Below are 25,696 nucleotides of genomic sequence, written 5' to 3'. Positions count from 1 at the left end.
TACAACCCCCACCATTCGCTGTGTGGGGGTTGAATTATGGCTGTCACACCACAGAGAGCGCGCCGGCCGCGCACAGCGGCGCGCAGACTGGCCCGATGGTTGGGCTACACGGCGCTGGCCCTGGTGGCGGTGCTGCTGGTCGCCCTGGCGGGCGGCTACGCCTTCGCCAGGCGGAGCCTGCCCGTTACCCGCGGCGAGCTCCAGCTGCCCGGGCTGCGCGCGCCGGTCACGGTGTACCGGGACGAGTGGGGCGTGCCCCACATCGTGGCCCAAAACGAACACGACCTTTACATGGCCCAGGGCTACGTGGTAGCCCAGGACCGGCTCTTCCAGATGGATCTGACCCGGCGGGCCGCGGCCGGCCGCCTGGCCGAGGTGATCGGCCCGAGCCAGCTGGAGTCGGACAAGCTCTTCCGGGCCCTGAACCTGCGGCGGGCCGCCGAGGTTTCGGTGCAATCCCACAGCCCTTGGGCCATGGAACTGCTCGAGGCATACGCCGCTGGCGTGAACGCGTTCATCGCCGAGGCCACCGCCCAGAACCGCCTGCCCGTGGAGTTCACCCTGCTCGGGTACAAGCCCGAGCCGTGGACGCCCGTCGACTCGGCTCTCATCGGCAAGCTCATGGCCTACGACCTGGGCGGCAACTTCGCGGCGGAAGTCTACCGGCTACAGCTGCGCAACCAGGTGGGCGAGGACCTGGCGAACCAGCTCATGCCCGTCTATCCCGAAGACGGTATCACCATGATCCGCTACCGTCCGGAGGGGTTCACGGACCCGGTAGGCCCCGGCGCACCGACCGCCGCCGCGCCTGCAACGGGCATTGACCGAGACGGTGCCGCCACGACCGGCGGCTCCCTGGCCGGCGCCGCTGTGGACGGTGGTGCGCGGCTCGGTGCCGCCCGGCCTGGCTCCACCCTTGACCTCTCCGAACTGCTGGCCCTGCTGCCCGTCCCCGACGAGGGGCGGGGCTCCAACAACTGGGTGGTGGCCGGCGACCTCACCCGCACCGGCAAACCCCTGCTGGCCAACGACCCGCACCTGGGCGCGCGCACTCCGTCCATCTGGTACGAGCAGCACCTGGTGATCGAAGGGCAAATCAACGCCTACGGCGTGATGTTCCCCGGCGCGCCCGGCATCGTCATTGGGCAGAACGACCGCATCGCCTGGGGCGTGACCAACACCAATCCGGACGTGCAGGACCTCTACATCGAGCGGCGCAACCCCGACAACCCCTACCAGTTCGAGTACATGGGCCGGTGGGAGGACGCAACGGTCCACCGGGAACTGATCCTGGTGAAGGGGCAGGACCCCGTCCCGTTCGAGGTGGTGGTCACCCGGCACGGACCCATCATCTCGGAGGTGGTGGGCGACCCCGACAACCGTCCGGCGGAGGCCCTGGCCCTGAAGTGGACCGCCCACATGCCCACGCCTGAACTGGAGGCCGTGCTGCTCTTCCCGAAAGCGCGGGACTGGGAGGAGTTCCGGGAGGCCCTGCGATCGTTCCACGTGCCCACTCAGAACTTCGTCTACGCCGACGTGGACGGCACCATTGCCTACCGCGCCGGCGGGCTGGTGCCCATCCGGCGCCAGGGCGACGGCCTGCTGCCCGTGCCGGGCTGGACCGACGAGTACGAATGGGTCGGCTTCATCCCCTTCGAGGAGATGCCCGAGGCCGTGAACCCACCGGAGGGATACATCGTCACCGCCAACAACAAGGTCATTGATGACGCCTATCCCTACTTCCTGACCCATTCCTGGTCCCAGCCCTACCGGGCCATACGCATCGTGGAGATGATCGAGCAGAAGAAGGGCGACCTCACCGCGGACGACATGCAGGCCATGCAGGCAGACTACGCCAACCTGCACGCCCGCACCCTGCTGCCGGTGCTGCTGCCGCCCGTGGAGCGGGCGGAACTCGCCGAGCCGGCCCGGTCGGCCCTGGAGCTTCTGAAGGCGTGGGACCGGGTGGACAGCGCCGACCAGGGTGCCCCGCTCGTCTGGCACTTCTGGTGGGACGAGCTGACGCGCCGGCTCTACGAGCCGCTGATGGGTGAGGCGCTCTACCGCCGCATGGCCGACAAGGGCAACGTGACCGACATGGCGCTGCTGGACGCCGCCGCCGGCCGCCCGAACGACTGGGTCGAGGCCGCGGGCGGGCTCGACCGCCTGGCCGTGGACTCCTTCCTGGCAGCCGTCGACCGCGCCGTCGCCCTGCAGGGGAAGGACCCCTCCCGCTGGGCGTGGGGCAAGTACCACCGGTTGCAGCCGCCCCACCCGGTGGGGGCGGCGGCGACGCCGCTGGGCTGGCTCTTCAACCCCTCCCGCTACCCTGTGGGCGGCAGCGGCGTGACGGTGGGCAACATGTCCTTCGGGGCCGACGGCATGGTGCGCACCTTCGCCCCCTGGCGACAGGTGGTGGACCTGGCGGACCCCGCCGGCAACAGCCGCTCCGTCGTGACCCCCGGCCAGGCGGGCCACTTCCTCAGCCCGCACTACGACGACCAGTCGGCCCTCCACCAGCGGGGGGAACTGGTGCGCCGCAACTTCACCAGCTACACCTCAGGCCGCGCGCTGCGGCTGCTGCCGGCCAACTGACCGGCCGGTCCGGGTCTGGCGGGCGAGAACCCCGGGGGACCGTCCCCGGGGGTCTCGTCGTTTTTCGACATGATTCGCCACGACGGGTATGCCGCCGGCGGTTCCGGACCGCGTCCGAGAAATGAGATGGCCTTAACCATGAAGTGCATAGTCCTTTTGCCTACGGTAACTCATGCCATGTTGTACGAAAATTTATCAACAGCGGGCTGTGGATATTGTGGGTAAGTCGAACATCGCTGTGGAAACTTCGGTGGATAGCTGCGCCACCCCACCGGCGAGCAGACCGCCCCGGGCCGGCGGGTACGGGTCCTCGGCCGGCGGGCGCCCATCCCGCTGCCCGCCATGGGGGGCCGGCTTGCCCTGTACCGCCTGCAGCCAGCCCAGGTAACCGGCGCCCAGCACCAGAACGAGCGCCAGCAGCCATGCGCCCGCTCGTCGCCCGTCCGGTTCCGGCTTCTGTGAAGCCCACCGCAGTGCCAAGTTCCGTCCACCCCCATCCCGTCAGGGACAGGTCTATGCCAGGAGCGGGGGAATCATGCTTCAGCGGGCCGCCAGCCGGGGCCGGTACCAGTCGGGCTTGCGGTCCAGCTGGTGATAGGCCTCAATAAAGCGCAGGGTGCCGGTCTTGCCCCGCAGGGCAATGGAGTGCGTCTGGGCCCGGTTCTGGCCAGAGTAGCGCACGCCCCTCAGAAGCTCGCCATCGGTGATGCCCGTGGCGGCGAAGAAGACGTCGTCGCCCTTCACCAGGTCGTCCAGCAGCAGCACCTGGTTCGGGTCGCTCAGGCCCATCGCCTTACAGCGGGCGTACTCCTCCTCGTTCATTGGCTTCAGCCGGGCCTGCATGTCGCCGCCCAGACACTTGAGGGCCGCCGCGGCCAGCACGCCTTCCGGCGCGCCGCCGATGCCCAGCAGCATGTCCACGCCGGTCTCCTCAATCGCCGCCGCCACCGCCGGGGCCACGTCGCCGTCGGAGATCAGCTTGATGCGGGCGCCGGCCTCCCGGCACTCCTGGATCATCGCCCGGTGCCGGTCCCGGTCCAGGATCACCACCGTCAGGTCGCTCACGTCCTTCCCCTTGGCCCGGGCCACCCACCGCAGGTTGGCGGTGATGGACGCGGTGATGTCAATGCACCCCCGGGCGCTGGGGCCGACCGCGATCTTCTCCATATACATATCCGGTGCGTGCAGGAGGTGCCCACGGGGCGCCAGTGCGACCACCGCGATCGCCCCGTTCAGCCCCTTGGCCACCAGGTTCGTCCCTTCAACGGGGTCCACTGCCACGTCGGCGGCGATGCCGCCGGCGCCCACCTGCTCGCCGATGTAGAGCATGGGCGCCTCGTCCATCTCGCCCTCCCCGATCACCACCACGCCGTCGATGTTCACCGTGTCGAAGCCGGCCCGCATGGCGTCCACCGCCATCTGGTCCGCCAGTTTCTTGTCGCCGCGCCCCATCCACCGCGCACAGGACAGGGCCGCCGCTTCCGTTACCCGGACCAGATCCATTGCGAGTTCCCTCTCCAACTGCGCTTCCCTCCCCTTTCGTGAGCAGCAGCGAACTCCACTTCCCATTCTACTAGGGAGGGGGACGGGCTCGTTATAGATTCTGCCACGTGACGGAATTGACCGAATCTATTGGTAGAAAGGTGGCAGGGGAGGGCAGGAAACCCCCTGCACCGCAGGAGCCGCAAGCGCGCAGGACCCCGCCGCTCCTCTTACGGGCGGCGGGGTCTGTGTGCCTCTCATCAAGTGCAGGGTTACACCTTGCCCCGGGCGGCCTCCCAGTCCTTCAGGAAGCGCTCGATGCCGATGTCGGTAAGCGGGTGCTTCAGCATCTGATGGAAGACCTTCGGCGGAATGGTGGCGATGTGGGCGCCCGCCTTGGCGCACTCCACCACCTGCCCCGGCGTGCGGATCGAGGCGGCGATGATCTCCGTCTCGATGGCGTGCACATCGAAGATCTCGGCGATGTCCCGGATCAGCTGGATGCCGTCGGTGGAGATGTCGTCGAGGCGCCCCACGAAGGGCGAGACGAAGGCGGCGCCGGCCCGGGCGCAGAGCAGAGCCTGGTTCGGGCTGAAGACCAGGGTCATGTTGCAGCGCACGCCCTTGGCGCTCAGCCGGCTGCAGGCCTTGAGCCCCTCGGCCGTCACCGGCAGCTTGATCACGATGTTCTTGTGCAGCTCGTAGTACTGCTTTGCCTCCTCGACCATCTCGTCGGCCGTGAGGCTCACTACCTCGGCGCTGATGGGGCCGTCCACGATCTCCAGGATCTCGCGCAACACCTGCATGAAGTCGCGCCCTTCCTTGGCGACCAGGGACGGGTTCGTGGTCACGCCGCTCAGCACGCCCCAGGAGGCCACCTCACGGATTTCAGCCACGTTGGCGGTGTCGATGAACAGCTTCATGGCGACGCTCCTCTCTCACTTCTTGCGCCCGCTGCGCCTGGACGGCGACTCGCCGCCGACCTCCAGGTGGGTCGCGCAGAGCAGCAGGTCCAGGTCACGCTCCGACGTGGCCGGCACCGACCGCTCGCGCCCGCAGTCCGCGCAGATGAGCTCCAGGCGGTCCGGAAACACGTTCACCCGGATGTCCCGGCTGCCGCACCGGCAGTGGAGATGGCCCTCGGCGTTCAGCTCCTGCACCTGGTTCAGCACCTGGTACATGATGGCCGGCTCGTCGAAAAACTCGTCGAAGGCCGCATCGTCCAGGATGCGCTCCAGGTCGCTCATGTCGGGGCGGACGTACTCCACCACCGCCGCCTCGCCGCCCAGAACGCCCAACTGCAGGTCGGTCTCGGCGCAGAGGATCTGCTTGAGGGCCGGGTTCCAGAACTCCGCGGGGGTGAAGTACTGGAAGTGGGTGCCGTCGCACAGGTAGCAGGGCACCTGCATCCACACCTGACGGCGCCGCACCCCCACCGTGAGCAGGTGGCGGCCGCAGGTGCACGTGAGCCGCTGTGACCCGTCCTGCCCCAGCGCGAAGCGTGAGAGTTCCACCAGCTCCAGCTGCCCGCACTGCGGGCAGCGCAGCGCCACCGTCACGCTGGTCGGGATGAGCACCATCGCCACACCCCCTTCGGTGCCACTACCGGTCCCGTACAAGTGCCCATCGTTAACCTTTATGACCTTCGCTGGGGCAACCGCAATATCCTTCTGGCCTCTTCCGGCGTGGCCACCTCCCGGCCCAGCTCGCGCGCAAGGCGCACGATGCGCTCTACCAGCATCGCGTTGGTGGCCGGGACCCCGCGGGTATAGTAAAGGTTGTCCTCCAACCCCACCCGCACGTGGCCGCCCATCACGATGGCCACAGTGGCCAGGGGCAGCTGGGCCCGTCCGATGCCCGCCACCGACCAGGTGCAGCCGGGCGGAAGCGACTCGCTCATGTGCACCAGGTTGCGGACCGTGGGGGCGATGCCGCCCGAGACGCCCATCACGAAGTCGAAATGGAGCGGCAGCGTGAGAATCTCCCGCTTCACCAGCGCAAGGGCGTTATCAATGTGCCCCACATCGAAGCATTCGATCTCGGGCACCACGCCGTAATCGCGCATCGTGCGGGCGAACTGCTCGATCAGGTCCGGCGGGTTGCTGAAGACGGAGTCGCCGAAGTTCACGGTGCCGGTGGTGAGGCTCGCCATCTCCGGCCGCAGCCGCACGGGCGCCAGCCGTTCCTCCGCGCCCATACCCACCGCGCCGCCGGTGGAGACCTGCACGATCACGTCGGTTCGGGCCCGGATGGCCTCCAGGATCCGCTGGTAGACGCCCGCGTCCTGGGTCGGGGTGCCGTCGGGCAGCCGCCCGTGCACGTGCACCATTGCGGCGCCTGCGTCCCGGCAGCGGGCGGCGTCTTCGGCCAGCTCCTCGGGCGTGTACGGGATGTTCGGATTCTTGGCCCGGGTGACCTCGGCGCCGTTCAGCGCCACGGTGATGATCAGCTTCTCCACCGCGGCTACCCCCTTCCGCCGTCCCCGCCCGGCGCACCGACGCCGCCCTCCCCGGAGGCGGCCCCGCGCTGGAACGGCTTCGGTACCACGCAGGTGCCGGAGGCTTCGGCCACCAGCACCGGCTCGGGCAGCACCCGCGCCCGGGAAGGCTGCTCGGGCGTCGGATCGGCGGCGATCACCTTGTAGGCCTGGAAGGACATGCCCCGGGAGGTGTTGCCCACGCGGGTGATGCGCCCCCGTACCTCCAGGAAGTCGCCGGCGAAGACCGGCGCCTTGAAGACCACCGAGTCGTAAGCGACGAAGAGCCCCTCGTCGCCGTCGTGGCGGATGAGCAGTTCCGTCGCCACGTCGCCGAAGAGGCCCAGGATGCGGGCCCCGTCCACCAGGTTTCCGCCGTAGTGGGCGTCTTTGGCCGACATGCGCACTCGCAGGGTCGCTTCCATGCTCAGTCCTCCCTCCTCAGGCGCTGGTCCAGGAGCCAGCCGGCCCGGCTGCGCCATGCCTCGTACTCCGTCTCCGGCTCGGTGCCGGTGGGGTGGCTGAGCCATGCGTCCTGCACCGGCAGCCGCAGCGTTGCGGTGTAGAACTGGTAGCCCGGCAGGTCTGCCTCAACCTGCAGGGTATGCACCGACAGCACGGGCTTCACCGTCACCGTCACCTGCCCGCCACGGCTCCGGTAGCGGCGCCCGTCCACGGTGACCACACCGTCCACCGGCTCCCCGGTGGCCTTGTCCCTGAGCTCCAGCACCACCGTTCCGGTCTGGTTCCGCACCAGCCGGGGGACACGGGTGGTCACCTTGATTTCGCCCAGGCCCACCGTCGCCTCCAGGGGCAGCCAGGCCAGGGATTCCCCAGTCGACTCGTCCACCAGGATCACGTACCCGTGGTAGCGGCCCGGGGTGACCGGCGTGTAGAAGGTGAGCGGGACGTTCCACGTGCTGCTCCGCTCGTGCCGGGCGACCTGGTCGCGGGAGCCGATGCCGAACGCCTCCACCGCCACCAGGCGGCGGTACTGGTAGAGCAGGTCGTGGGGGATTGCACCGTCGTAGAGCACGAACACCTGGTAGTAGCCCGGCGGAACGTTCTGCAGCTCGATGTGCTGCCCGCCGCCCGAGCCGCTGCTGGCCTGCCAGTACGGCTGCCAGCCCTGGCCCCGCTCGTACCGGTAGAGCCAGAGCCGCACCCGGGCGCTGGCGGGCAGGAGGTTCGCAATCTCCAGGCGCAGCCGGGCGGCGCCGGTGGCCAGGGTGAACTCGTCGATGCGGCCCACCTGCCGCACTACCTGCCAGGGCAGGCTCAGGTCCTGCTCCGTGAGCCCGTGGGCCACCGCACGGCCTGTGAAGGCGAGGCCCGGGTTGCGCACCGTCGCGCTGCCGGCCACCTCGTCTCCGGTGGGCAGTGCGTACCGCAGGGGCAGTGCGGAGACCACCGCGCCCAGCTCCGCCTGCAGCTGGTACGGCGTCACATCGCCGGCGGCCGCCGCCCGGGGCAGCGCCACCACCACCACTTCCCAGACGCCCGCCACCGGGTCAGGCGTCTCGAACCGCGCCGAGAGGCCCTGGCCCTGGAAGCCGATCTCCTCCGAGCGATACACCAGGTAGCCGTCCGGGCGGAAGACCTGCACCTGCACGGCACCCAGCGGCGCACCGTCGGCGCCCGTGCCCACCCGGGCCGAGACCGCCATCTTCGTCGTGCCCGGCTTCACCTCCACGAAGAAGCGCCGGTAGCGGGCCGGAGAGAGCTGGTCGGACCACTGGTAGGCGGCCGGACCCTCGGCGGTTACCTGGGGCCGGACGAAGGTGACCGGGATCCGCATGATCGGGATTTCCTGATCCGGGTCGCGGATGATCACGTACGCACTGTGCACCCCCGGCGCCGACGGCGGGTTGAGCGACAGGCTCACCACCCGGCTCTGCCCGGCCGGGATCACGGCGGCGCGCAGGGCCGGCCTCACCCAGTCGGCCGTGCTGGCGATCTCCACCTGCACCGGGCGGTTAGTGGGATTGGTCAGCACGAAGGCGTCGCTGCCCGGCTGGTACGACCGGGCCAGCAGCCCCTCACCGCCCCCGGCCATGGCGGTCGTCAGGGCCGGCACGGGCTGCAGCCGCCCCAGCGCGGCGTAGGCCGCGCCCACGTCCAGCAGGCCGCTGCCCTGCTCGTAGGGCTCCAGGCCGGCCAGCGCCCGGGCACCCGATTCCAGGGCCCGCTTCAGGCTGCCGCCGTCCTGCGGCAGGCCGTCACGCCGCGCCGCCTCCAACATCAGGGCCGCCGCCCCGGCCACGTGCGGCACGGCGATGGAGGTGCCCACCGCGGTGGTGTAACCCTCGGGGTGCAGCCACCGGGGCGAAGGGGCGGGGCTGCCGCCGGGCGCCACCAGGCTGGGGATGTAGGCGCCATCGGACCGCGGTCCCATCCCCGACCGCCACCAGACGGTCTCCTCGGACACGGTGTAGCCGTAGTCGCGCTGCCACATCTCGGGGGAGTAGTAGGCGCCGATGGTCATCAACTCATTGGCGCTGCCTACCGTGGCGCCGCTGGAGAGGCCCGGGCCCGAATTGTCGGCCGCGAGCAGGATGAGCACGCCGTACTGGCGGGCCACCTGCGAGAGCCAGGCGGAGGCTTCGGAGTCGTACGTGGCGGAGACGGCCAGGCCGCCCAGGCTCACGTTGATCACCTGTGCCCCCTGCCGGGCGGCGTAGGCGATGGCCTCCCGCACGGCGAACCAGCTGCCGCTGTCCTGGGAGTTGAGCACCTTCAGGGCCATCAACTGCGCGCCCGGCGCGGCCCCGTTCAGCCCGCCCTCGCCGTGGGCGGCGGCCACGCCGGCCACTTGCGTGCCATGCCCCAGGCTGTCGAAGCCGAACTGCACCGAGCCGCCCGCGGGGTCGATGTCGGCTACGACAAAGGCCAGCTGCCGCTCGGCGGCGGCGCCGCTGCGGTACCGGCCCAGCCGGGCCCAGCCGCCGCCCTCCCGGAACACGGCCAGCGGCTGCTCATCCCGGAAGTCGCCGTCGTTGTCGGTGTCCACATAAACCTGTGTGAACCGGCCCGGGGTCTCCGGATCCAGCAGGAGCACGCCGAACCGGTCGGTGGTGAAGCCGTTGCGGTCGAGGTCGCGGTTGATGAGTCCCGGCACCTTCGACTCGTCCCAGTAGCCGAAGCGGGCCGTGCCGCCGGCCGAGCGCGCCGCGGGCAGGGTGAACGTGCGCCCGTCCGGCGCCGTGTACTGCTGACCCCACGGCACCACCCGATCCGTGGTCACCCGCCCCTCGCCGGTGAAGTCTTTCCAGTCCACCAGCTTCCGCCGACCGTCAGGCGTCACCTGCAGGTCGGGGTGGCTGGGGTCAACCCCCGAGTCGATCACGGCGATCGTCACGCCGGTGCCGTCCACCCCCCGGGATGCCCGGAAGGCCGGGATGCCGGCGGCGGCCAGGTTGACAGCCATCCGGCCGCCGGGATCCGCCGTGGCGCCGGCGTCGTCAGGGGGCGGCAGTGCGGGCTTCGGCGTGGCCACGGGCTCGTCGGCCCCCTCCACGACGGCCGCCGCGTCAGGCGGAATAGCCTGCCCGGCGTCGGCCTGCGCATCCGCCGCACCGGAGACGGCCGGCGGGGGGGCCGCATCGGATCCGGTTGCATCGGGCTCGGCCGGGTCGGTTTCAGCCGGCTGCTCCCCCGCCGGCGCCACCTCGGCGGGTCCGGCTCCGGTCACCGGACGCCCCGACGGGGGCAGGTCAACGAGCAGGCCGGCCAACAGGACCACCAGGGCGAGCCGCGCCGCCCATCTCACCGATCGCTGCATCGGCTCACCTCACGATCTCGGCATAGGTGATGTGACCGTCGGCATCCAGCGCCAGGTCCACCCGGTCGCCTTCTTCGATCACATACGGAGCCACCGGCTGCCCGTCCAGCACCAAGATGGCATCATCCGCCAGGGGGTACGGCGTGAACGCCTCCCCTTCCTCGAGCCAGATGCGGTCGTCCTCTACCAGGGCGACGGTACCGGAGACGGAGGTCCGCACGGCGTCGACATAGCGGACGGCACCGGTCCGGGCATCGAGGGTCAGATAGGTGGGCCCCTTCCCCAGGGCGTCCGAAAGCGTCGCCGGCCGGCCGTTCACGAAGGCGAGGGCGCCTGGCTGCACCGTGAGCACCTTGCGTTCGCCGTCAGCCAGCATCGCCCGCACCTTCCCGTCGCCGGCCGCCTCGAGGCCCTCTGCCAGCATGTCGGCGTACCACGCCTCCACGAACCGGACCTGGCCGGCGTCGTTCAGAATCAGCCAGACCTGGTCGCCCACCCGAAGCGCCGGCGGCGAGGCGCGCTGGCCGCCCCGCAGCACGGCGGCGTCCACCGCCAGGCTGAACGGGTGCTCCTCGCCCATGGGCGTGCGCACCACGCCCTCGGCCTCGCGCGGGTCGAAGGCGACCAGCGTGCCCTCCAGGTCGAAGAGCAGGCCCTGCCGGTCGAGGATGCGCGCAAAGGCCGCCGCACCTTCCGCCCGGGTCACCGGGTCGGCGGGGCGGTACCAGCCCATGTCGTCGCCGGTCATCAGGCCGGCCTCCGCGGCCGCGGCCACGGCCCCCACGGCCCACCCGGGGATCTGGGCGGCGTCGCGGTACGCGAGGCGGGCCGTGCGCAGCACCGTGGCCCGCTGCTCCAGGCCGGCCGCCCGCGCCAGCACCACCGCCATCTCCGCCCGGGTGACGGGCTCCTCGGGTCCGAAACGGCCGTCGGGATAGCCCTGGGCCAGGCCCAGCTCCCACAGCAGCTCGATGTAGCCCCGGTCGGGATGGTCCCGGGACACGTCCACGAAGCGGCTGGGGGCGTCCTGCACCCGGGCAGCGTCCTCGGAGTACCCGAGGCCCGTCACGAGGATGCGGGCCAGTTCGGCCCGCGTGAGCAGGTCGTCGGGGTAGAAGTTGCCGGCCCGGTCACCGGCGATCACGCCCCGGACCTCCAGCGCGGTCAGCAGCGCGTTGGACCAGTGGCCGGCCACGTCCGCCAGGTAGGCCAGCGCGCCCCGGGGCACCAGCAGCAGGAGACAGGCGACCAGGGCGATGAGACCGATGAATTTCCGCATATTTCCTCACCAGGGCGGGGCGCCTGCGGCCCCGGGTTGCGGCGGGCGCAGGTGCTGAGCCGCCTGTCATGTTGGACGCGTTTACAGGCCAAAAAGGTTTCAGCGCAACGGGCCGGACGATACCCTTTCCGCTGCGCTGTACGGGAGGGCGCGCCGCCTGCCGCGGCAGGCCGTCAGCGCGCCTGCGTCAGGTATTGAACTGCGGCTTCCAGCTGGGTGTCGGGCCAGTCGGCCGCCCGGAGCTTTGCAGCCACCTGCGCGTTCAGCTTCTCCAGGTAGGCCTGGTCCACGATGGCCGCGTCGGTCAGCCCGTTGTCCCGGGCGAAGGCCCTCACCGCCCAGGCCGTCTGCGCCCGGAAGTAGCCGTCCAGGTCGGTGTGGTAACCCAGGAACGTCAGACGGCGCTGCAGCCCCAGCACGTCGAGCCCCACGTGGCCGTTGGTGAGCACCCGGTCGGTCGTGAGGGGTTCCCACAGCTCGGGGTCGGGCTGGTACGCCTCCACCTCCAGGTCGGGCGTGAGGCCCACGCCCTGCACCCGCTGCCGCTTGCCCGTCAGGTACTCGGCCGTCGTCACCTTCACCGCGGCCCCGTCGGGCAGCGGGATCAGCTCCTGCACCAGGCCCTTGCCGAAGGTCTTGGTGCCCACCAGCACGCCGGCCTTGTAGTCCTGAATCGCCCCGGCGAGAATCTCCGCCGCCGAGGCCGTGTACTCGCTCACGAGCACCGCGGTGGGAAGCCCGATCAGCCGGCCTTCGCTCCGGTAGACCTGCTCGCTGTCGCGGCCCAGTTCATACATGATCGGCTCGCCCTCAGGCACGAAGGCGCCGGCGATGGCGAGCGCCGTGTCCACCCAGCCGCCGCCGTTGGCCCGCAGGTCGAGCACCAGGCTGGTGGCGCCGGCCTCCTTCAGGGCGGAGACGGCGGCGTAGAACTCCTGCTCGGCCCGGTCACCGAAGCCGATGAGTTCCAGATAGCCCACGCCCCCGTCGAGCATGCGGTACTCCACCTGGGGCACGTGGATCCACGCGCGGGTGACGGTGACGTTGAACCGGCGGCCCTCGGCCGGGCGCTCGATGGTGAGCTGCACCGCGGTGCCCGGCTCGCCCCGGACCAGGCTCTGCACCGTCTCGATGGGCTCGCCCACCAGGTTCACCCCGTCCGCCGCCAGGATGCGGTCGCCCGACTGGAGCCCGGCCTCCGCGGCGGGGGTGCCCCGGATGGGCCGGACGATGACGACGTAGTCGCCGTCCTTCTCCAGATAGACCCCGATGCCGGCGAAGTCGCCGTCCAGGCTCTCCAGGAACCCCTGGTAATCCTCGGCGTTGAAGTACTCGGTGTAGGGGTCGCCGAGTGCGTCCAGTCCGCCCCGGATGGCGCCCTCGAGGAACGTCTCCAGGTCCGCGCCGTTCAGGTGGTAACGCTCCACCACGGCGTAGACCGTCCAGAGCTGCCAGTCCGGCCCGAGGGTCACGCCCGACGCCGCCGCCCCGTAGGCGGTTCCGGCCCACGGCGCGAGCGTCAGGCAAAGGGTGAGGAGCAAGACCGCAAGGGCACGCCGCATGAGAACAGACCTCCCCGATGTCAGTTGGGCACGCCCGCCAGCGCCTCCGCCTCTTCGTACGCCTTGTCGGGCCGCTGCCCGCGCACGAGGATGGCGTTCACGAAGTGGGCGGCCTGCTCCTCATTCCATTCACCCTGCTGGAAGATGAGTCCTCCTCCCACCACCGGCAGGCTGATCGCCACCTTCTCGACGCCGGTGACCGCGTCGAGCACCCGCAGCAGGCCGTCGCCCACGGCAAAGTGCACCCGCTCGCCGCTGTAACGCTTGGCCACCGTGTAGAGCTTCTCGGCGTCGGCCCGCTTGAGGCGCGCCGCCGTCTGGCCGAAGGGAGAGGGCGGGACGATGCCGGCCTTCACCCGCTTGTCTTCCCACACCCGGTAGTACCGAACCCCGCCGCGCATCCAGGTGTAGAAGCAGTACCGCGCCGGGTCCAGCCCCTGCTCGGTCAGCCGACGGCGGGCCTCCTCCAACGACTCCACCGTGAACAACTGCTCGTTCGGGTCGTACTGCTGGACCTCCTGAGAATCGATCTTGCGAAGGGAACGGCGCACGAGGTGCATCCCCCTTTCTCGAGAGATCGGGTCAGACGATCAGCTAATACACGCCTATTATCTCTAGAAATGGATGAAAAGTAAACTATCTAGAGTTATGCTATATCTTGAGCATACCATATCCAGCGATGGGGGACGCACGGTTCCCTAGGAAAATGAAGTGTTTGAGCCTTCCTGATGCAACCATCGGGGGATTACGAGGCGTCTAATAAGTTGGCTCGCAGCGGGCCGAAGCGAGCCGAAAGGAGGTAACCAGCACTCATGCTACGACGACTTCGCTCGTCTGTCGCGCTGCTCCTCACGCTGGCCATGCTGCTCACCCTGGGCCCGGCCCGGCCGGCAGCCGCCGCCGAGGAGCTCTCGGAAGACGAGGCGGTCACACTGCTGCAAGAGTACGGCATCGTCCTGGGCGACCCCGACGGCAACCTGCGGCTGGGCGACCCGCTGACCCGGGCCCAGGCGGCGGCAATCTTCGTGCGGGCGTACGGCATGGCCGACCTGGCGCCGCTACTGCGCGACGCGGTCCCGTTCCCGGACGCCGTGGGCCACTGGGGCGCCGGCGAGATCGCACTGGCCCACAGGATGGGGCTGATGCGGGGCGATCCTTCCGGCCTCTTCCGGCCCAATGACCGCATTACCTATGCCGAGGTCCTCACGGTACTGCTCCGGATGGTGGAGCAGGAGCCCAGCCCCTGGAATCCGGACGTGATCCTGGACAGGAGCCGGGCCCTGGCCATCGCCCCCGCGGGCGTCGGCGCCCGGGATTACGCGGTCCGGGGCAAGATCTTCTGGTCCCTGGCCAACACCCTGGTCAACGTGCCGCTGCGCGACGCCCCGAACCTGCTGCGCAAGCACATCGACCAGGAACCGCCTGAGCTGTATGTCAACCCGGTGACGACGCCGACCGCCGACACCCGGGTCACGGTCACCGGCACGGCGGTGGGGGCCTATCAGGTGTTGGTAAATGGCGAGCGAGCCAGCTACAACCCCGAGACCAAGGAGTTCTCTCACTCCGTCTCGCTGGATCTGGGCGTGAACAAGGTGACGGTGCAGGCGGTCGACCGGGCCGGCAACACGGCCACGGACACGGTCACGGTCGAGCGCAGGGGCGTCGTCAGCCGCATTACCATCCAGGGGCCCAGCATCCTCCCCACCAACAGCAGCCAGCGGCTGGAGGTTACGGCCACCGACAGCCGGGGTAATGCGCTGCCCCTCGACGAGGTGGAGGCGACGGTCTCCGGCGGGCTCGCCACGTTCAACACCCGCACCATGACCATCACCACCACCGACAAGACCGGCCGCGGCACCCTCACGCTCCGGTCCGGCAACGCCACGGGCACGTACACCTTCCAGGTCTACGGCCCGTCCGACAAGGCCGAGTCCCTCGAGATCCTCGAGATCAACAAGGGCAACGCCCCCGCCGTGGGCAAGGAGGTCACGGTGACCGTCCGGGTGCTGGACGCCAACGGGAAGGTGGTCACCGACGACTACTTCCGCACGATCACCCTGCGCACGTCGGGCATGAGCGGCCTCACCGTGGAAGACAGCACGGTGCAGACCGAGAAGGGCGTCGCCACCTTCACCCTGAAGGCGAGCCGCACCGGCACAGCCACCCTCGAGGTCTCGTCGCCGGGGCTCCAGGGCGCCGAGCGGGTGGTGGAGTTCCTGGAGTCGACCCGGATCACCCTTACGGTCACCCCGAAGTCCCTGAAGCCCGACGGCTCCTCCAAGGCGACCATCCGGGCGGCACTGGTGGATGAGAACGGCAAGTCCATCACCAACCGGTCCGGCAGGGAGATCCTGATCCGGCTCACGGAGTCTGGCACGGACGGCTACTTCGAGAACGACCTCATCTCGATCCCGCCCGACCGCTCCAACTCCAGCGGCAATGATGCGGTCTTCGTGGCCGGCGTGATGCCCGGCACGGCCACCATCCGCGGGGAGGTCATCAGCGACCACAAGTACTCCGTGCAGACCCTCTCCCTGCCGGTGGACCAGGGCATGACGGGCTCCCGGTTCGACATCACCTTCAGCCCCAGCAACCCCAAGCCCGGCGACACGGTAAAGGTGACCGTCCGGGTGCTGGACAGCTCCAACCGGGTGGTGACCACCGGCTCCTACGCCTTCCAGCTGAAGCTGAGCACCAGCAACAACGACCGGCTGTTGGGCGGCATCCCGGAAGGCGTGACCCTCAGCTTCCCCAACTCCGGCTATTACCCGGTCGATGACGGCCTGTCCGACTCCCACCCCGATCACGACCCGATGTCGGTGGTGGGCCGCACATACAAGGGCGTCGCCGAGCTCCGGCTCACTTACGGGCGGAGCGGCACGGTGCGGATCACGCCGGTGCCGGTGAAGTCGACCTACGAGGCCTACAACAGCGAGAGCGGCTTCGGCGCTGCGGCCTCGAGCCTGGGCTTCTACGCCCCCACCAAGGAGATTTCCTTCGTCGGCACCCCGGCCAAGGTGATCCTCACGGTAGACTCCGACCTGGGCAAGGACCAACCCGGCGGTGCGGCATACAAGGCCCGCAACCTGACGGTCAGGGCCAAGGTGGTGGACGCGTACAACAACCCCATCCCCAACTACAAGGAGTACGCCACCCTGGAGCGCCTGCCCAGCGGTGACGGCGTCACCCGCATCACCGGCGCCAACCGGCGCCTGACCGCCAACGGCGTGGCGGAGTTCACCGTCCACGCCACCGGCGAGGTGGGCTGGGACCAGTACCAGGTGAAGGTCGGCAACATGACCAGCGCCCCGCTGACCATCGCCGTCAACAAGCAGGCGCCCCCGGCGCCCCAGGTGATCGCCATCCACGGCGTGAAGAGCGGCGGCCTCTCGCCCGTGGGCGGCTACGTGGGGCCTGACGCCGACTTCATGGAGATCACCCTGGCCACCCAGGATCCGCTCAACCTCGACCAGCCGGCCAACTACGTGATCGCCAAGGTCTACCGGAAGGGCGAGTCCAAGCCCTTCTTCACCAGCGAGGCGTTCGATCTGGCCAGCGGCGTGCCCACGATCCGCATCCCGCGGAGCGCGCTGAAGCCCGGCACCTACTACTACGAGGTCGTGGTAAACAACGGCGCCGGCGACAGCTACCGCTCCCTGGCGCTAGACGACTACACGAAGGCCACGGTGGTTGAGTACAACGACAGCTATAAGCTGAACAGCGCCACCTACGATGCGGTGGACGGGCGGTTGACGCTTTCGGTGAAGGCCGCCTCGGGCGGCACGGTGGACCCCGGCAAGATCCGCATCGTGAAGGGCAACGAGGTGGTGTGGCTCGATCCCAGCGAGGTGGAGGTCAAGTCGGTCTCCTCCTCCAGCGTGGTGATCCTGCTGCACGGCCAGGCCGGCCAGATCACGCCCGAGCGGTTCTACGGGGCGAACGTCTACGTGGAGGCCGACGCCGGCTGGTTCACCAACAAGGAGGGCACCCAGGTCGCCCGGGCGGCCGCGAAGGCGCCGCTGACGCCGATGGCCACCATCACCGAGGCGGCGCTGGACCTGGACGGCAAGCGGCTCTACCTCTACGGCGAGGGCTTCCGCCAGGGGTCGCTCAGCCTCCCGGCGATCGGCATCAGCGACGGCACCGAGACGGTGAAGCTCACCAGCAAGGACAAGACGGCCACCACGCCGTCTGACACCCAGATCGTGGTGACGCTTCATAACGACACGGTGGCAAAGCTGAAGAACCTGACGGGAACCACCCTCTCCGTGGTGGCCGACGCCGGCTGGGTGTATACGGGGTCGGGCTCCAGCGCCAACCGGGTGGGCGCCGTTGCCGGCGTGACGGTCTACGGCCGGGCCACGGTGACCCGGGCGGAGTACGACCGGGCGGCGGGCGTGCTGCGGCTTACGGGCAGCAACCTGAACGGTGCGACGGTCGACACCACGAAACTGGAGTTCCGGCTGAATACCAAGCAGGAGGGCTGGCGTCCGCAGAACACCCCCGTGGCGGTGACCAACCCGAAGGCGGACACGCTGGAGATCCAGCTCCATCCCGACGACGCGCAGGGTCTCGTGAGCCGCTTCAGCGGCCGGGTGGTCTACATGAACACCCTCGAAGGCTGGCTGATCGACGCCGCCGGCCGCCGGGTGCTCCCGCTGCCCGACTACTCGGTGCAGTTCACGGTGCCCTCGAAGTGAGACAACGGCTGCCAGATTTCCCCTGACCGGGTGGAGCGCAGAGAGCGCCGCACATTACAGGGATTTCACGCCTGCCGTGGAATCTCTTTGGTGGGCGAACTGGCTCTTGGCTCCACCCGGCGGGGTATCGGCTTTGGGTTTCGGGTTCACTGGGGTCTTCACTACTGCCCAAGGAGGAATGGCGGACGATGTCAAGCGGCTTCAAGAGATCTTGGCTGGCCACGCTGGTATGCCTGGCTCTGCTGATCTCGACCCTGGCTCCGGCGCTCGCCGCACCGGTGGGCCCCTCGTCACGGGACGAGGCGATTGAGTTCCTGAAACAGTACCGAATCGTGGAAGGCGACGAGTACGGGCGAATCAACGAAGACAAGAACATCACCCGGGCCGAGCTGGCGAAGATCGCCGTGGCGGCCATGGGCCAGCGGGACCTGGCGCCGATGCTGGCCGGCGTGGTGCGCTTCGACGATTCGAAGGGCCACTGGGGCGCCGGCTACATCGAGCTGGGCGCACGGCTCGGCCTGCTGAAAGGCCGCGACGAGCGGACCTTTGACCCGAACGCCAACATCACCTACGCAGAGGTGTACACCATCCTGCTCCGCATGGTGGGCCGCGAGCCCACGCCGTGGAACCCCGTGACCATCATGCGGACCGCGGCGGACCTGGGCCTGGCCCCCAGCGTCGGGGCGGAGGCCCTGGCGAACCAGCCGGCGGTGCGCGGGGTCATCTTCGAGTCGCTGGCCCTGGCGATGACCACCCTGCCGCTGGCCGACGGCAAGACCCTCGCCCAGAAGTACTTTGACAGCGAGGCCCCGAAGCTGGTGCTCTCGGGCTCCATCCCGGAGGCGACCCTGGCCGAGTCGGTGACCATCGCGGGCACGGCGGTCGGTGCCGACGGGGTGCTGGTGAACGGTACGCGGGCGGTCTTCCAGAACGGGAACGGACAGTTCAGCGCCGTGGTGCCGCTGCAGCCCGGCCCGAACACCATCACCGTCGAGGCGTATGACCTGGCGGGCAACGTGGCGACCCAGACCATCACCGTCACCCAGGGCGGAGAGGTGGCCTCCATCGCCATCAGCGGCCCGACGCAGGTGAACGCGGGCGAGTCGATCACCCTCACGGTGGTGGCGAAGGACGCCCAGGGCCGCACCATGCCCAACAGCCTGCTGACGGCCACGGTGAGCGGCGGCCTCGGCACGTTTGACGTGAACACGGGCAAGTTCACCGCCGGCAGCAAGGCGGGTGTGGCCACCATCACCCTCTCCAGCGGCAGCGTGAGCGAGACCCACCAGGTGGCCGTGCTCGGCCCGGCTGCGGAGGCTGCGGGGCTGCGCATCCGGCCGGTGCAGGCGGGCGCCTTCACGGCCGGCAAGACCGGCAAGATCGAGGTTGAAATCGTGGACGCCGAGGGCAACCTGGTGGCGCACGACGGCGGCCGCAACGTCGCCCTCTCCAGCCGGGATTCGGGCCTGACCATCGTCAATCCGGTGGCTCAGACCAGGGGCGGCGTCGCCACGTTCGAGGTGAAGGCCGATGAGGTCGGCACCTACCTGGTGACCGCCACGGCCGTCGGGCTGAGCAGCGACTCCGTGGATGTGACCTTCGCCAGCAGCACCCGCATCGTGCTGGTGCCCACCACCGAGGGCCCGTACAAGGCCGACGGCGCCACGCCCGTGCGGCTGAAGGTGGAACTGCAGAACGAGGCCGGCAACCCGGTGACCAACACCACCGGCGAGGCCATCGTGATCGAGCTGGACGTGACCTCTGACGAGGCCACCGTGACCCGCACGGTGACCATCGCCGCCGGCGGCCGCTCGGCCGAGGCCACGGTGACCCCGGGCGTCGAGGCCGAGACGGTGACGGTGCGGGGCATCGTGACCAGCGGCCAGCCCTACAGCGTGATCCCGGTCCAGCTGCGGTTCCAGGAGGTTCAGGTTGGGCGGCCGGTGAAGTTCGAGATCCTGGGCGCGTATGCCACCCGCTTCCCCGGGACCCCGATCGAGCTGCGGGTCAACGTGGTCGACAGCCAGGGCAACCGGGTTGAGGAGGGCAGCTATGCCTTCCAGGTGGAGGCCGTCACCTCCAACAATGACAAACTGAACGAGGATACCGGCCTGCCCGAGGGTGTCACGATCACCATTGGCGACACCGGTTTTGTGCCGGCGGCGAAGGCCGAAGACGGTGTGGTCGCCAGGACTCGTAACGGCTCTGCGACGCTCGTACTGACCTACAGCAAGAGCGGCACGGTCACCGTCAAGGTTATCGGCGTCCGCAGCACCAGCGAGGCCGTGGCCGACAACGGCGACATCGGTCCCGCGTCGTCTGCGACCTCCCTCAAGGGCGAGGCCACGGCGACGTATGCCGGTGAGAACGACTCCCTGGCGGTGGAAGTCGAGGTCGCAGGCAGCAAGATCAGCGGCAATTCGGTGGACGCCCAGACCATTGAAGCCATCATCTCCGCCAGCACATCCAGCAGCGCCAAGGTCCGGGTCTACGCCGTGGCGAAGGACAGCGGCCGGCTTCCCATTACGGGCGGTTCTGTGACGCTGCAGAAGACCACCGACAACGGCGCCACCCGGGTGAATGGCATCACCTCGAGTCTGGCGACTGCTCGGTTCAACAACGGCGTGGCGGAGTTCACCATCTACGGCACCGGCACGCTGTATGCGAACCAGACCGACGAGTGGACGATCACCTCAAGCGAGGCGCAGGGTGCGTCGGTCGTGCTGAAGCTGACCACCGTGTCGGGGAAGCCGGCCAAGCCGACTATCGAAGCGGCCTATGGAGACTATAGCAGGGATCCCATGCGGGTAACGATGGACGATGAAAACCTCGTCATCAGGGTCGGCAATGTCAGCTCGAAAGTCTACGTCAAGGTGTATAGAAGCGGCAGCTCCACTCCGGTCTTTGCCTCCGGTCTGCTGACCCCAACTGACCGCGAAGTTACCGTGGAAATCCCGAAGGATAAGCTGCCCGACACGGGCCGGTACTACGTCGTAGTCAACAACGGCTACGCCGACAGCGAGCGGTCTGACACCTACCCGTGGGATTCGTCGCAGCAGATTGTCGTCGAGAAGAGGGTCGACATCAATATCAGCCGGGTCACCTGGACGACGACCACCCAGAAGGTGGGCGACTCGACCGTCAACAAGACCACGCTGACCGTCACGGCCTCCGGCGTCAGTTCGGCCGGTGAACTGCGGCCCTATCTCCTGTACCTGGAGAGCCTGACCACCGGCGAGTACCGCATCCTGGGCGGCGCAGACTGCACGCTGAAGAGCGGCTCGTTCACCTGCGACATCTCCTATCTGAACCTCACGTCCGAGGACCTCTACGGCAGCGTCCGGCTCGTGGCTGAAGAGGGCTGGTACGTCCGGGACGGGCAGGTGGCGCCTGAGGACACCCGGCTGGACGACAACTATGTGCGTCCTGCGGGCCACATCACCCGGGCTGAGCTCGAGGTGCAGGCCGACGGCACCGGCCGGCTCTACCTGGAGGGCGTTGGCCTGAATCACGGCCGCATCTACCCGAGCCTGATCCGCGTCGGCGGCCATGCCTTGAGCAGCAGCAGCAACGCCACCATCACCGCCACCAGCTCGACGCAGGCCACGATCCCCAACCTCTCGAAGGACCTGGTGAACAAGATCCTGCAGAGCGACAAAACGCTTACCGCGGCCGCCGGCTGGCTCAACAACTCGGGTGATCGCAACCTGCCTGTGGCCGAGGCGCCTGTGCAGTTGAGGGTGAAGGTCGGCTGGGTTGAGTACGTGCCCAGCGAGCACAAGCTGGTCATCCACGGCCCGTTTGCGAACGCCTCGGTGACCGAGGAGAAGTTCAGCCTGGTGTACCTGAACGGCGATCCGGTGTTGGCCGGCGGTCAGCAGGTGCTCGACTTCAGCGACGCCAACGTGACCGTAGAGGATGATCGCATCGAGTTCCAGTGGGCAGCCGAAGCCGTGGCGGAGTTTGAGCAGAACATGGACGAGTACTCCCGTAACGTCTACGTCAAGACCGAGGCCGGTTGGCTGACAGTGACGGCCGGTGACCAGCGTTGGGACGTGGCGCCCGTGCCGCACCGCGATCTGCGGGTGATCTGGTAACCTGACTCAGCGATGAAGCCCTGGGGTTGCCCCAGGGCTTCGCTTTTTGACACTGTTTCCCGGCTTCTTCCCGCTGGTGGTTGCGCGTTTTATCCACTGCAATCAGCGCCTGCTCCGCGGGCACCGACAGTAAGCATGCGGCCGCTCGAGGCCCCCGCACGGGGCCCTCTGGCCTCCTGTGATGCCGCGGAAGTAATAAGCAAGGAGCGAAGCCGGGCTTCGCTCCTTGCTTCTCAGGCCTTAGTCGCTGGACCGGATTTCGTACTCGTTGTCGTCGATGATCAGCCGTCCCTTGGTGGCATCGGTGACGAAGTAGAGGCGCAGCGAGGTCGAGCCCTTCCGGATCTCGTACGTGGCGCTCGGCAGCCCGCCGCCGGTGGCGGTGTCCCGGATCAAGCCGTACGAGCCGTTGTCCCATTCGATCTCGACTTCAAACCGGTAGTTCTCGTCCTTGGCAGAAGCCTTGTTGCCGAACTCGTCGATCAGGTTGATGACGAACTCCTTGGGCTCATTCCGCTTGTAGGTGATGGGCGTGCTGCCGACGTAACCCGCTTTCTCAGCAGGCCCACCGGTCACGGTGATGGTGCGGGAGCCCGACACCTTCGTCAGGCTGTAGTCATCGACAACCGCCAGCTTGTAGGAGCCGGCCTTCTTGAAGGCGACCTCGGCCTCGTAGTACTTGCCCTCTTCATTCCACACGAAGGGCGTGGGACCCCAGAGCAGGTCGTCCTCCTTGAAGCCCTCAAGCACCAGCCGATCCTCGAATGCGGGGCCGACCCACTTCACGCCGTTGCTGTCGGTCACCGTGGCCCGCACCTGCAGCGTGTCGCCGGCCTTGACCGTGCTGCGGTTCCCCTCGTCGGTGTACGTGGTAACGCTGATCGACCGGGCCAGCGAGGGCACGATTTCGAGCGTCACATCATCGTACACTTCGCTACCGTTGAGGGTTGCGCTCGCCCGAATGGTGAACTCGTCCTCGTAGGGCAGGAGGTAGACCCGTACCGACGCCTGGCCCTGCGCGTTGGTCGTCGCAGTGTAAGCCCGGTACGAGCCGTTCAGCCTGGCGTAGCTGGACGGCGTGGCCTCGAAGGTCACCTTTACGCCGGACTTCGCCACGTCGTTGTCGTTCTCGTCCTTGATCTGAACGGTCAGGGTAAACTCACTGTTGCCCAGCACACCCAGCGTGTCGCGGTCGTAGGTGAACGCGATCTTCGCCGGGTCACCGGCTGCAAACTCGACCGTTCCGGTGGCGCTCACGAGCCCCGTGGAGGACGCGGTCACCTTGATGCTGCCGGTGGTCTCAGACCAGACTCGCACCCGCAGATCCCTCTGACCCTCAGCGAAGAGCACGGTGGCCTTGCGGTCTTCCACCGTCACGGTCTCGTCGTCGCCATTCTTGTCCACGTAGGCGACGACCAGGTCTTCATCTGCCTTGCTCGAGTCGAACGTGAGCACAATCTCCAGGTCGTCGTCAGCCCTGACGGGCACGCCGTTGCGGTCGATCAGGCCCAGCTTGAACTCGTAGGGCGCGTCGCTGCCGACCTCGACCGGCTTCTCCGTGACCGGGGTCAGCACGATGCTCCGCGGCGCCATGGCGTAGACCGCCTCGACCTGGGCGCTGGCGCTCTGCAGACCCGGGGCGGTGGCCCGAATCGTGATGGTACCCTCCGTGTATCGGTCAACCGGCTCCAACTCGAAGTACACCGTACCGGCTGCGTCGATGCGCATCTCCTTGGTCCCGTCGCTGAAATACGCCGGACCGGAGATGGAGAGGGTTACTTCATAGCTATCCCCATACTCCACCGGGTTGCCAGCCTGATCGACGATGCGCAGTGCGCCCTCGAAGGCGGGCTGGTTGATGGCCAGGTACTTGGGCACCTCGAGCTTGAGCCCCTTGGCGACCTGGCTGGCGATCTCGAAGGTGGCGGTGCCCTCCAACACCTCGTCGCCCGTGTCGTGGTAAGCCCGGAACTCCGCCTCCAGGCCGTCCATACCGTACGGCACGACCACCTTGAAGATGGCCACGCCGTCCTCTGCCTCAACAGTGCTGTCGCCAACGATGTCCACGTTGGACTCCAGCGTCACGTCGCCCTCGAACGTGGTGACCTTGTTGCCGCCCTCGTCAACGGCGTACACGTAAATGGTGTATTCGGACGAGTCGTTGGCCACCAGAGGCTGTTCCGTCTCGATGGCAAAGCCGGCGTGCTCGCCAAACACGGCCACAACACCGGTGCCCGTCTTGCCATCCTTCGTAGCCGTCACGGTGTACTGCCCGGGCTTGGTGGCGATGAACTGGTCGCCTTCGATGAACGCCTCAGCATAGTCCTCGCTGAACGTGGCGCCCGAAATGGCGTTGCCAAACTCGTCGGTGGCGATCAGCCGAACCGTCTGGCCGGGAGCCACAGAGGGGCTGGCCGGAACCACCTTGGCCACGTCGCCGGGGACGATGGTCACGTTGACCGTGCGAGGCGGCAGGTCGCCGTACCGGACCGTAATCGTGCCACTGCCGAGCTTACCGCCGGCAGTGAACTTGCCGTCCTCATAGGTGCCAATGTCACCGCCGATCGTGACCTCATAGTCGCTGATGCCCGTGTCCACGCCGGCGTCGTCGACGATCCGAACACCCAGGTCAACCGTGGAACCGGCCTTGATGTTGCGGTCAGGCAGGTTCACCTCGATCTTGCTCGCTGTACCGGAGCCGCGGGTGACTGTGGCCGTCGCGGTAGCCACGTTGCCAGCCAGGTCCTGCACGCTCACCTCGATCTCATTCCGGCCCGGATTCAGGCTGACCACCTTGCTGAACGTGCCGTCCGCCGCAACCGTCACGGGGTCGGGACCGACGTAGACCCTGTAATAGTCGCCGCTGACCTTGCCGCTCACAGTAATCGTGGACTGGCTCGTGTTCTCAGGAAGAGGACTCAGCGTGATGCTGGGGGCCTCGTTGTCGTGGTACCGCTTGTATACAGTGGTACCATCTACACCGCTGTAGTTATAGAAGATATTGTCTGCCAGAGCAAACGCCAGCCCGCGGGTGGCCGGGGCGTTGGGATTGTCGAGATACTTCGCGACGTCATCCGCCGTCAGCACACCATTGGCCACTGCGGAAGCGATCGTGTCCTGAACCCAGTTTGCGCCGGTACCAACGGGAACCCCGAGGAACTTCATGACGAAGGTAAGGGCCTCAATACCGGTGACGGTCTTCTCAGGCTGGAAGGTTCCGTCCGGGTAGCCCAGCGGGAAACCCTTCTGGGTGGCAATGGTGTTCGCAATTGCCACGTAACCCGACGCCCAGTGCGATCCGGGCACGTCGCTGAACGGAGAGGAGCCCTTCAGAATCTGGGCCGCCATCTCCTCGCCGAAGGCCCGAACGATGATGGTGACGATCTGCGCACGCGTCAGGGTCATGTCTAGCGCCGGGCTCACGGAGCCGTCGGGCATCAACACGCCTTGCACAATGCCGTAGTGCTCGAGTCGTTCGTAGGCCGCGTTGGTTTCCGCCGGCGTCGGGGCTGCAAGCGCCGTGCCCACCAGGCTGAGCACTAAGCTGGATGCGACCAGGGCCGACGTCAGCTTCCTCATCAAGCCCATTCCTCTGTAGCCTCCTTTGACCAGGTTGTAGAAATGCCCTCAAATGGCCACCATGAACGTTTCCAGCAAGCACACGAAAACTCCTCTGTCTCCTAATAGACGAGAGGAGCCCACGTGAGGTTCCCTATTTATCCCG

At 68.1% G+C, this 25,696-nt stretch carries 13 protein-coding genes; 3 read left to right on the top strand and 10 right to left on the bottom strand.

The genetic code is table 11. The features are described 5' to 3' along the window. Positions 1 to 36: 36 nt before the first annotated feature. Positions 37 to 2,595 carry a penicillin acylase family protein gene (locus AB2385_RS00950; protein WP_367653031.1) on the top strand — a complete coding sequence of 853 codons (2,559 nt, stop codon included), beginning with the start codon at positions 37 to 39 and terminating at the stop codon, positions 2,593 to 2,595. Positions 2,596 to 3,135: 540 nt separating this feature from the next. Here the strand turns inward: AB2385_RS00950 and glpX are convergent. The 9 genes from glpX to AB2385_RS00905 form a co-directional block, all read right to left on the bottom strand. Next, on the bottom strand, positions 3,136 to 4,116 hold the full coding sequence (gene glpX / locus AB2385_RS00945; protein ID WP_367653030.1) for a class II fructose-bisphosphatase: 981 nt from the start codon (positions 4,114 to 4,116) through the stop codon (positions 3,136 to 3,138). 233 nt (positions 4,117 to 4,349) lie between these two features. Further along, complete coding sequence (gene fsa, locus AB2385_RS00940; RefSeq protein WP_367653029.1) at positions 4,350 to 5,000, bottom strand: fructose-6-phosphate aldolase; 651 nt, start codon at positions 4,998 to 5,000, stop codon at positions 4,350 to 4,352. A gap of 15 nt (positions 5,001 to 5,015) precedes the next feature. Continuing rightward, a complete protein-coding gene (locus AB2385_RS00935; RefSeq protein WP_367653028.1) occupies positions 5,016 to 5,657 on the bottom strand; it encodes a hypothetical protein in 642 nt (213 codons plus the stop codon). Positions 5,658 to 5,713: 56 nt separating this feature from the next. Next, positions 5,714 to 6,535 carry a 3-keto-5-aminohexanoate cleavage protein gene (locus AB2385_RS00930; protein WP_367653027.1) on the bottom strand — a complete coding sequence of 274 codons (822 nt, stop codon included), beginning with the start codon at positions 6,533 to 6,535 and terminating at the stop codon, positions 5,714 to 5,716. Positions 6,536 to 6,540: 5 nt separating this feature from the next. Next, positions 6,541 to 6,978 carry a hotdog domain-containing protein gene (locus AB2385_RS00925; protein ID WP_367653026.1) on the bottom strand — a complete coding sequence of 146 codons (438 nt, stop codon included), beginning with the start codon at positions 6,976 to 6,978 and terminating at the stop codon, positions 6,541 to 6,543. Between the two features lie 2 nt (positions 6,979 to 6,980). Continuing rightward, a complete protein-coding gene (locus AB2385_RS00920) occupies positions 6,981 to 10,334 on the bottom strand; it encodes a S8 family serine peptidase (RefSeq protein WP_367653025.1) in 3,354 nt (1,117 codons plus the stop codon). Positions 10,335 to 10,338: 4 nt separating this feature from the next. After that, the gene (locus tag AB2385_RS00915) at positions 10,339 to 11,613 is read right to left on the bottom strand and encodes an S-layer homology domain-containing protein (protein ID WP_367653024.1); all 1,275 of its coding nucleotides are present in this window, start codon (positions 11,611 to 11,613) and stop codon (positions 10,339 to 10,341) included. 173 nt (positions 11,614 to 11,786) lie between these two features. Then, positions 11,787 to 13,175 (bottom strand): S41 family peptidase, encoded by a 1,389-nt coding sequence (locus AB2385_RS00910; RefSeq protein ID WP_367653023.1) that lies wholly within the window; start codon positions 13,173 to 13,175, stop codon positions 11,787 to 11,789. 20 nt (positions 13,176 to 13,195) lie between these two features. Beyond that, complete coding sequence (locus AB2385_RS00905) at positions 13,196 to 13,726, bottom strand: hypothetical protein (RefSeq protein WP_367653022.1); 531 nt, start codon at positions 13,724 to 13,726, stop codon at positions 13,196 to 13,198. Between the two features lie 261 nt (positions 13,727 to 13,987). Here AB2385_RS00905 and AB2385_RS00900 point away from each other — a divergent pair, with 261 nt between their 5' ends. Together AB2385_RS00900 and AB2385_RS00895 are read left to right on the top strand one after the other, a co-directional pair. Further along, the gene (locus AB2385_RS00900; RefSeq protein ID WP_367653021.1) at positions 13,988 to 17,875 is read left to right on the top strand and encodes an S-layer homology domain-containing protein; all 3,888 of its coding nucleotides are present in this window, start codon (positions 13,988 to 13,990) and stop codon (positions 17,873 to 17,875) included. A gap of 188 nt (positions 17,876 to 18,063) precedes the next feature. Further along, positions 18,064 to 21,972, top strand: a complete 3,909-nt coding sequence (locus AB2385_RS00895) for an S-layer homology domain-containing protein (protein ID WP_367653020.1) — start codon at positions 18,064 to 18,066, stop codon at positions 21,970 to 21,972. A gap of 240 nt (positions 21,973 to 22,212) precedes the next feature. On the opposite strand, the gene AB2385_RS00890 is transcribed toward AB2385_RS00895, so the two are convergent. Next, on the bottom strand, positions 22,213 to 25,560 hold the full coding sequence (locus AB2385_RS00890; protein ID WP_367653019.1) for an S-layer homology domain-containing protein: 3,348 nt from the start codon (positions 25,558 to 25,560) through the stop codon (positions 22,213 to 22,215). Between the last annotated feature and the right edge of the window lie 136 nt (positions 25,561 to 25,696).

The organism is Symbiobacterium sp. (assembly GCF_040797425.1).
Classification (GTDB): Bacteria; Bacillota; Sulfobacillia; order Symbiobacteriales; family Symbiobacteriaceae; genus Symbiobacterium.
This window is presented reverse-complemented; position numbering and strand designations above follow the sequence as displayed.

Excerpts from the sequence above, each read along its gene's own strand:
- AB2385_RS00920 (WP_367653025.1), bottom strand. The coding sequence starts at position 10,334 with ATGCAGCGATCGGTGAGATGGGCGGCGCGGCTCGCCCTGGTGGTCCTG.
- AB2385_RS00890 (WP_367653019.1), bottom strand. The coding sequence starts at position 25,560 with ATGGGCTTGATGAGGAAGCTGACGTCGGCCCTGGTCGCATCCAGCTTA.
- fsa (WP_367653029.1), bottom strand. The coding sequence starts at position 5,000 with ATGAAGCTGTTCATCGACACCGCCAACGTGGCTGAAATCCGTGAGGTG.
- AB2385_RS00915 (WP_367653024.1), bottom strand. The coding sequence starts at position 11,613 with ATGCGGAAATTCATCGGTCTCATCGCCCTGGTCGCCTGTCTCCTGCTG.
- AB2385_RS00895 (WP_367653020.1), top strand. The coding sequence starts at position 18,064 with ATGTCAAGCGGCTTCAAGAGATCTTGGCTGGCCACGCTGGTATGCCTG.
- AB2385_RS00900 (WP_367653021.1), top strand. The coding sequence starts at position 13,988 with ATGCTACGACGACTTCGCTCGTCTGTCGCGCTGCTCCTCACGCTGGCC.
- AB2385_RS00910 (WP_367653023.1), bottom strand. The coding sequence starts at position 13,175 with ATGCGGCGTGCCCTTGCGGTCTTGCTCCTCACCCTTTGCCTGACGCTC.
- AB2385_RS00925 (WP_367653026.1), bottom strand. The coding sequence starts at position 6,978 with ATGGAAGCGACCCTGCGAGTGCGCATGTCGGCCAAAGACGCCCACTAC.
- AB2385_RS00950 (WP_367653031.1), top strand. The coding sequence starts at position 37 with ATGGCTGTCACACCACAGAGAGCGCGCCGGCCGCGCACAGCGGCGCGC.
- AB2385_RS00935 (WP_367653028.1), bottom strand. The coding sequence starts at position 5,657 with ATGGTGCTCATCCCGACCAGCGTGACGGTGGCGCTGCGCTGCCCGCAG.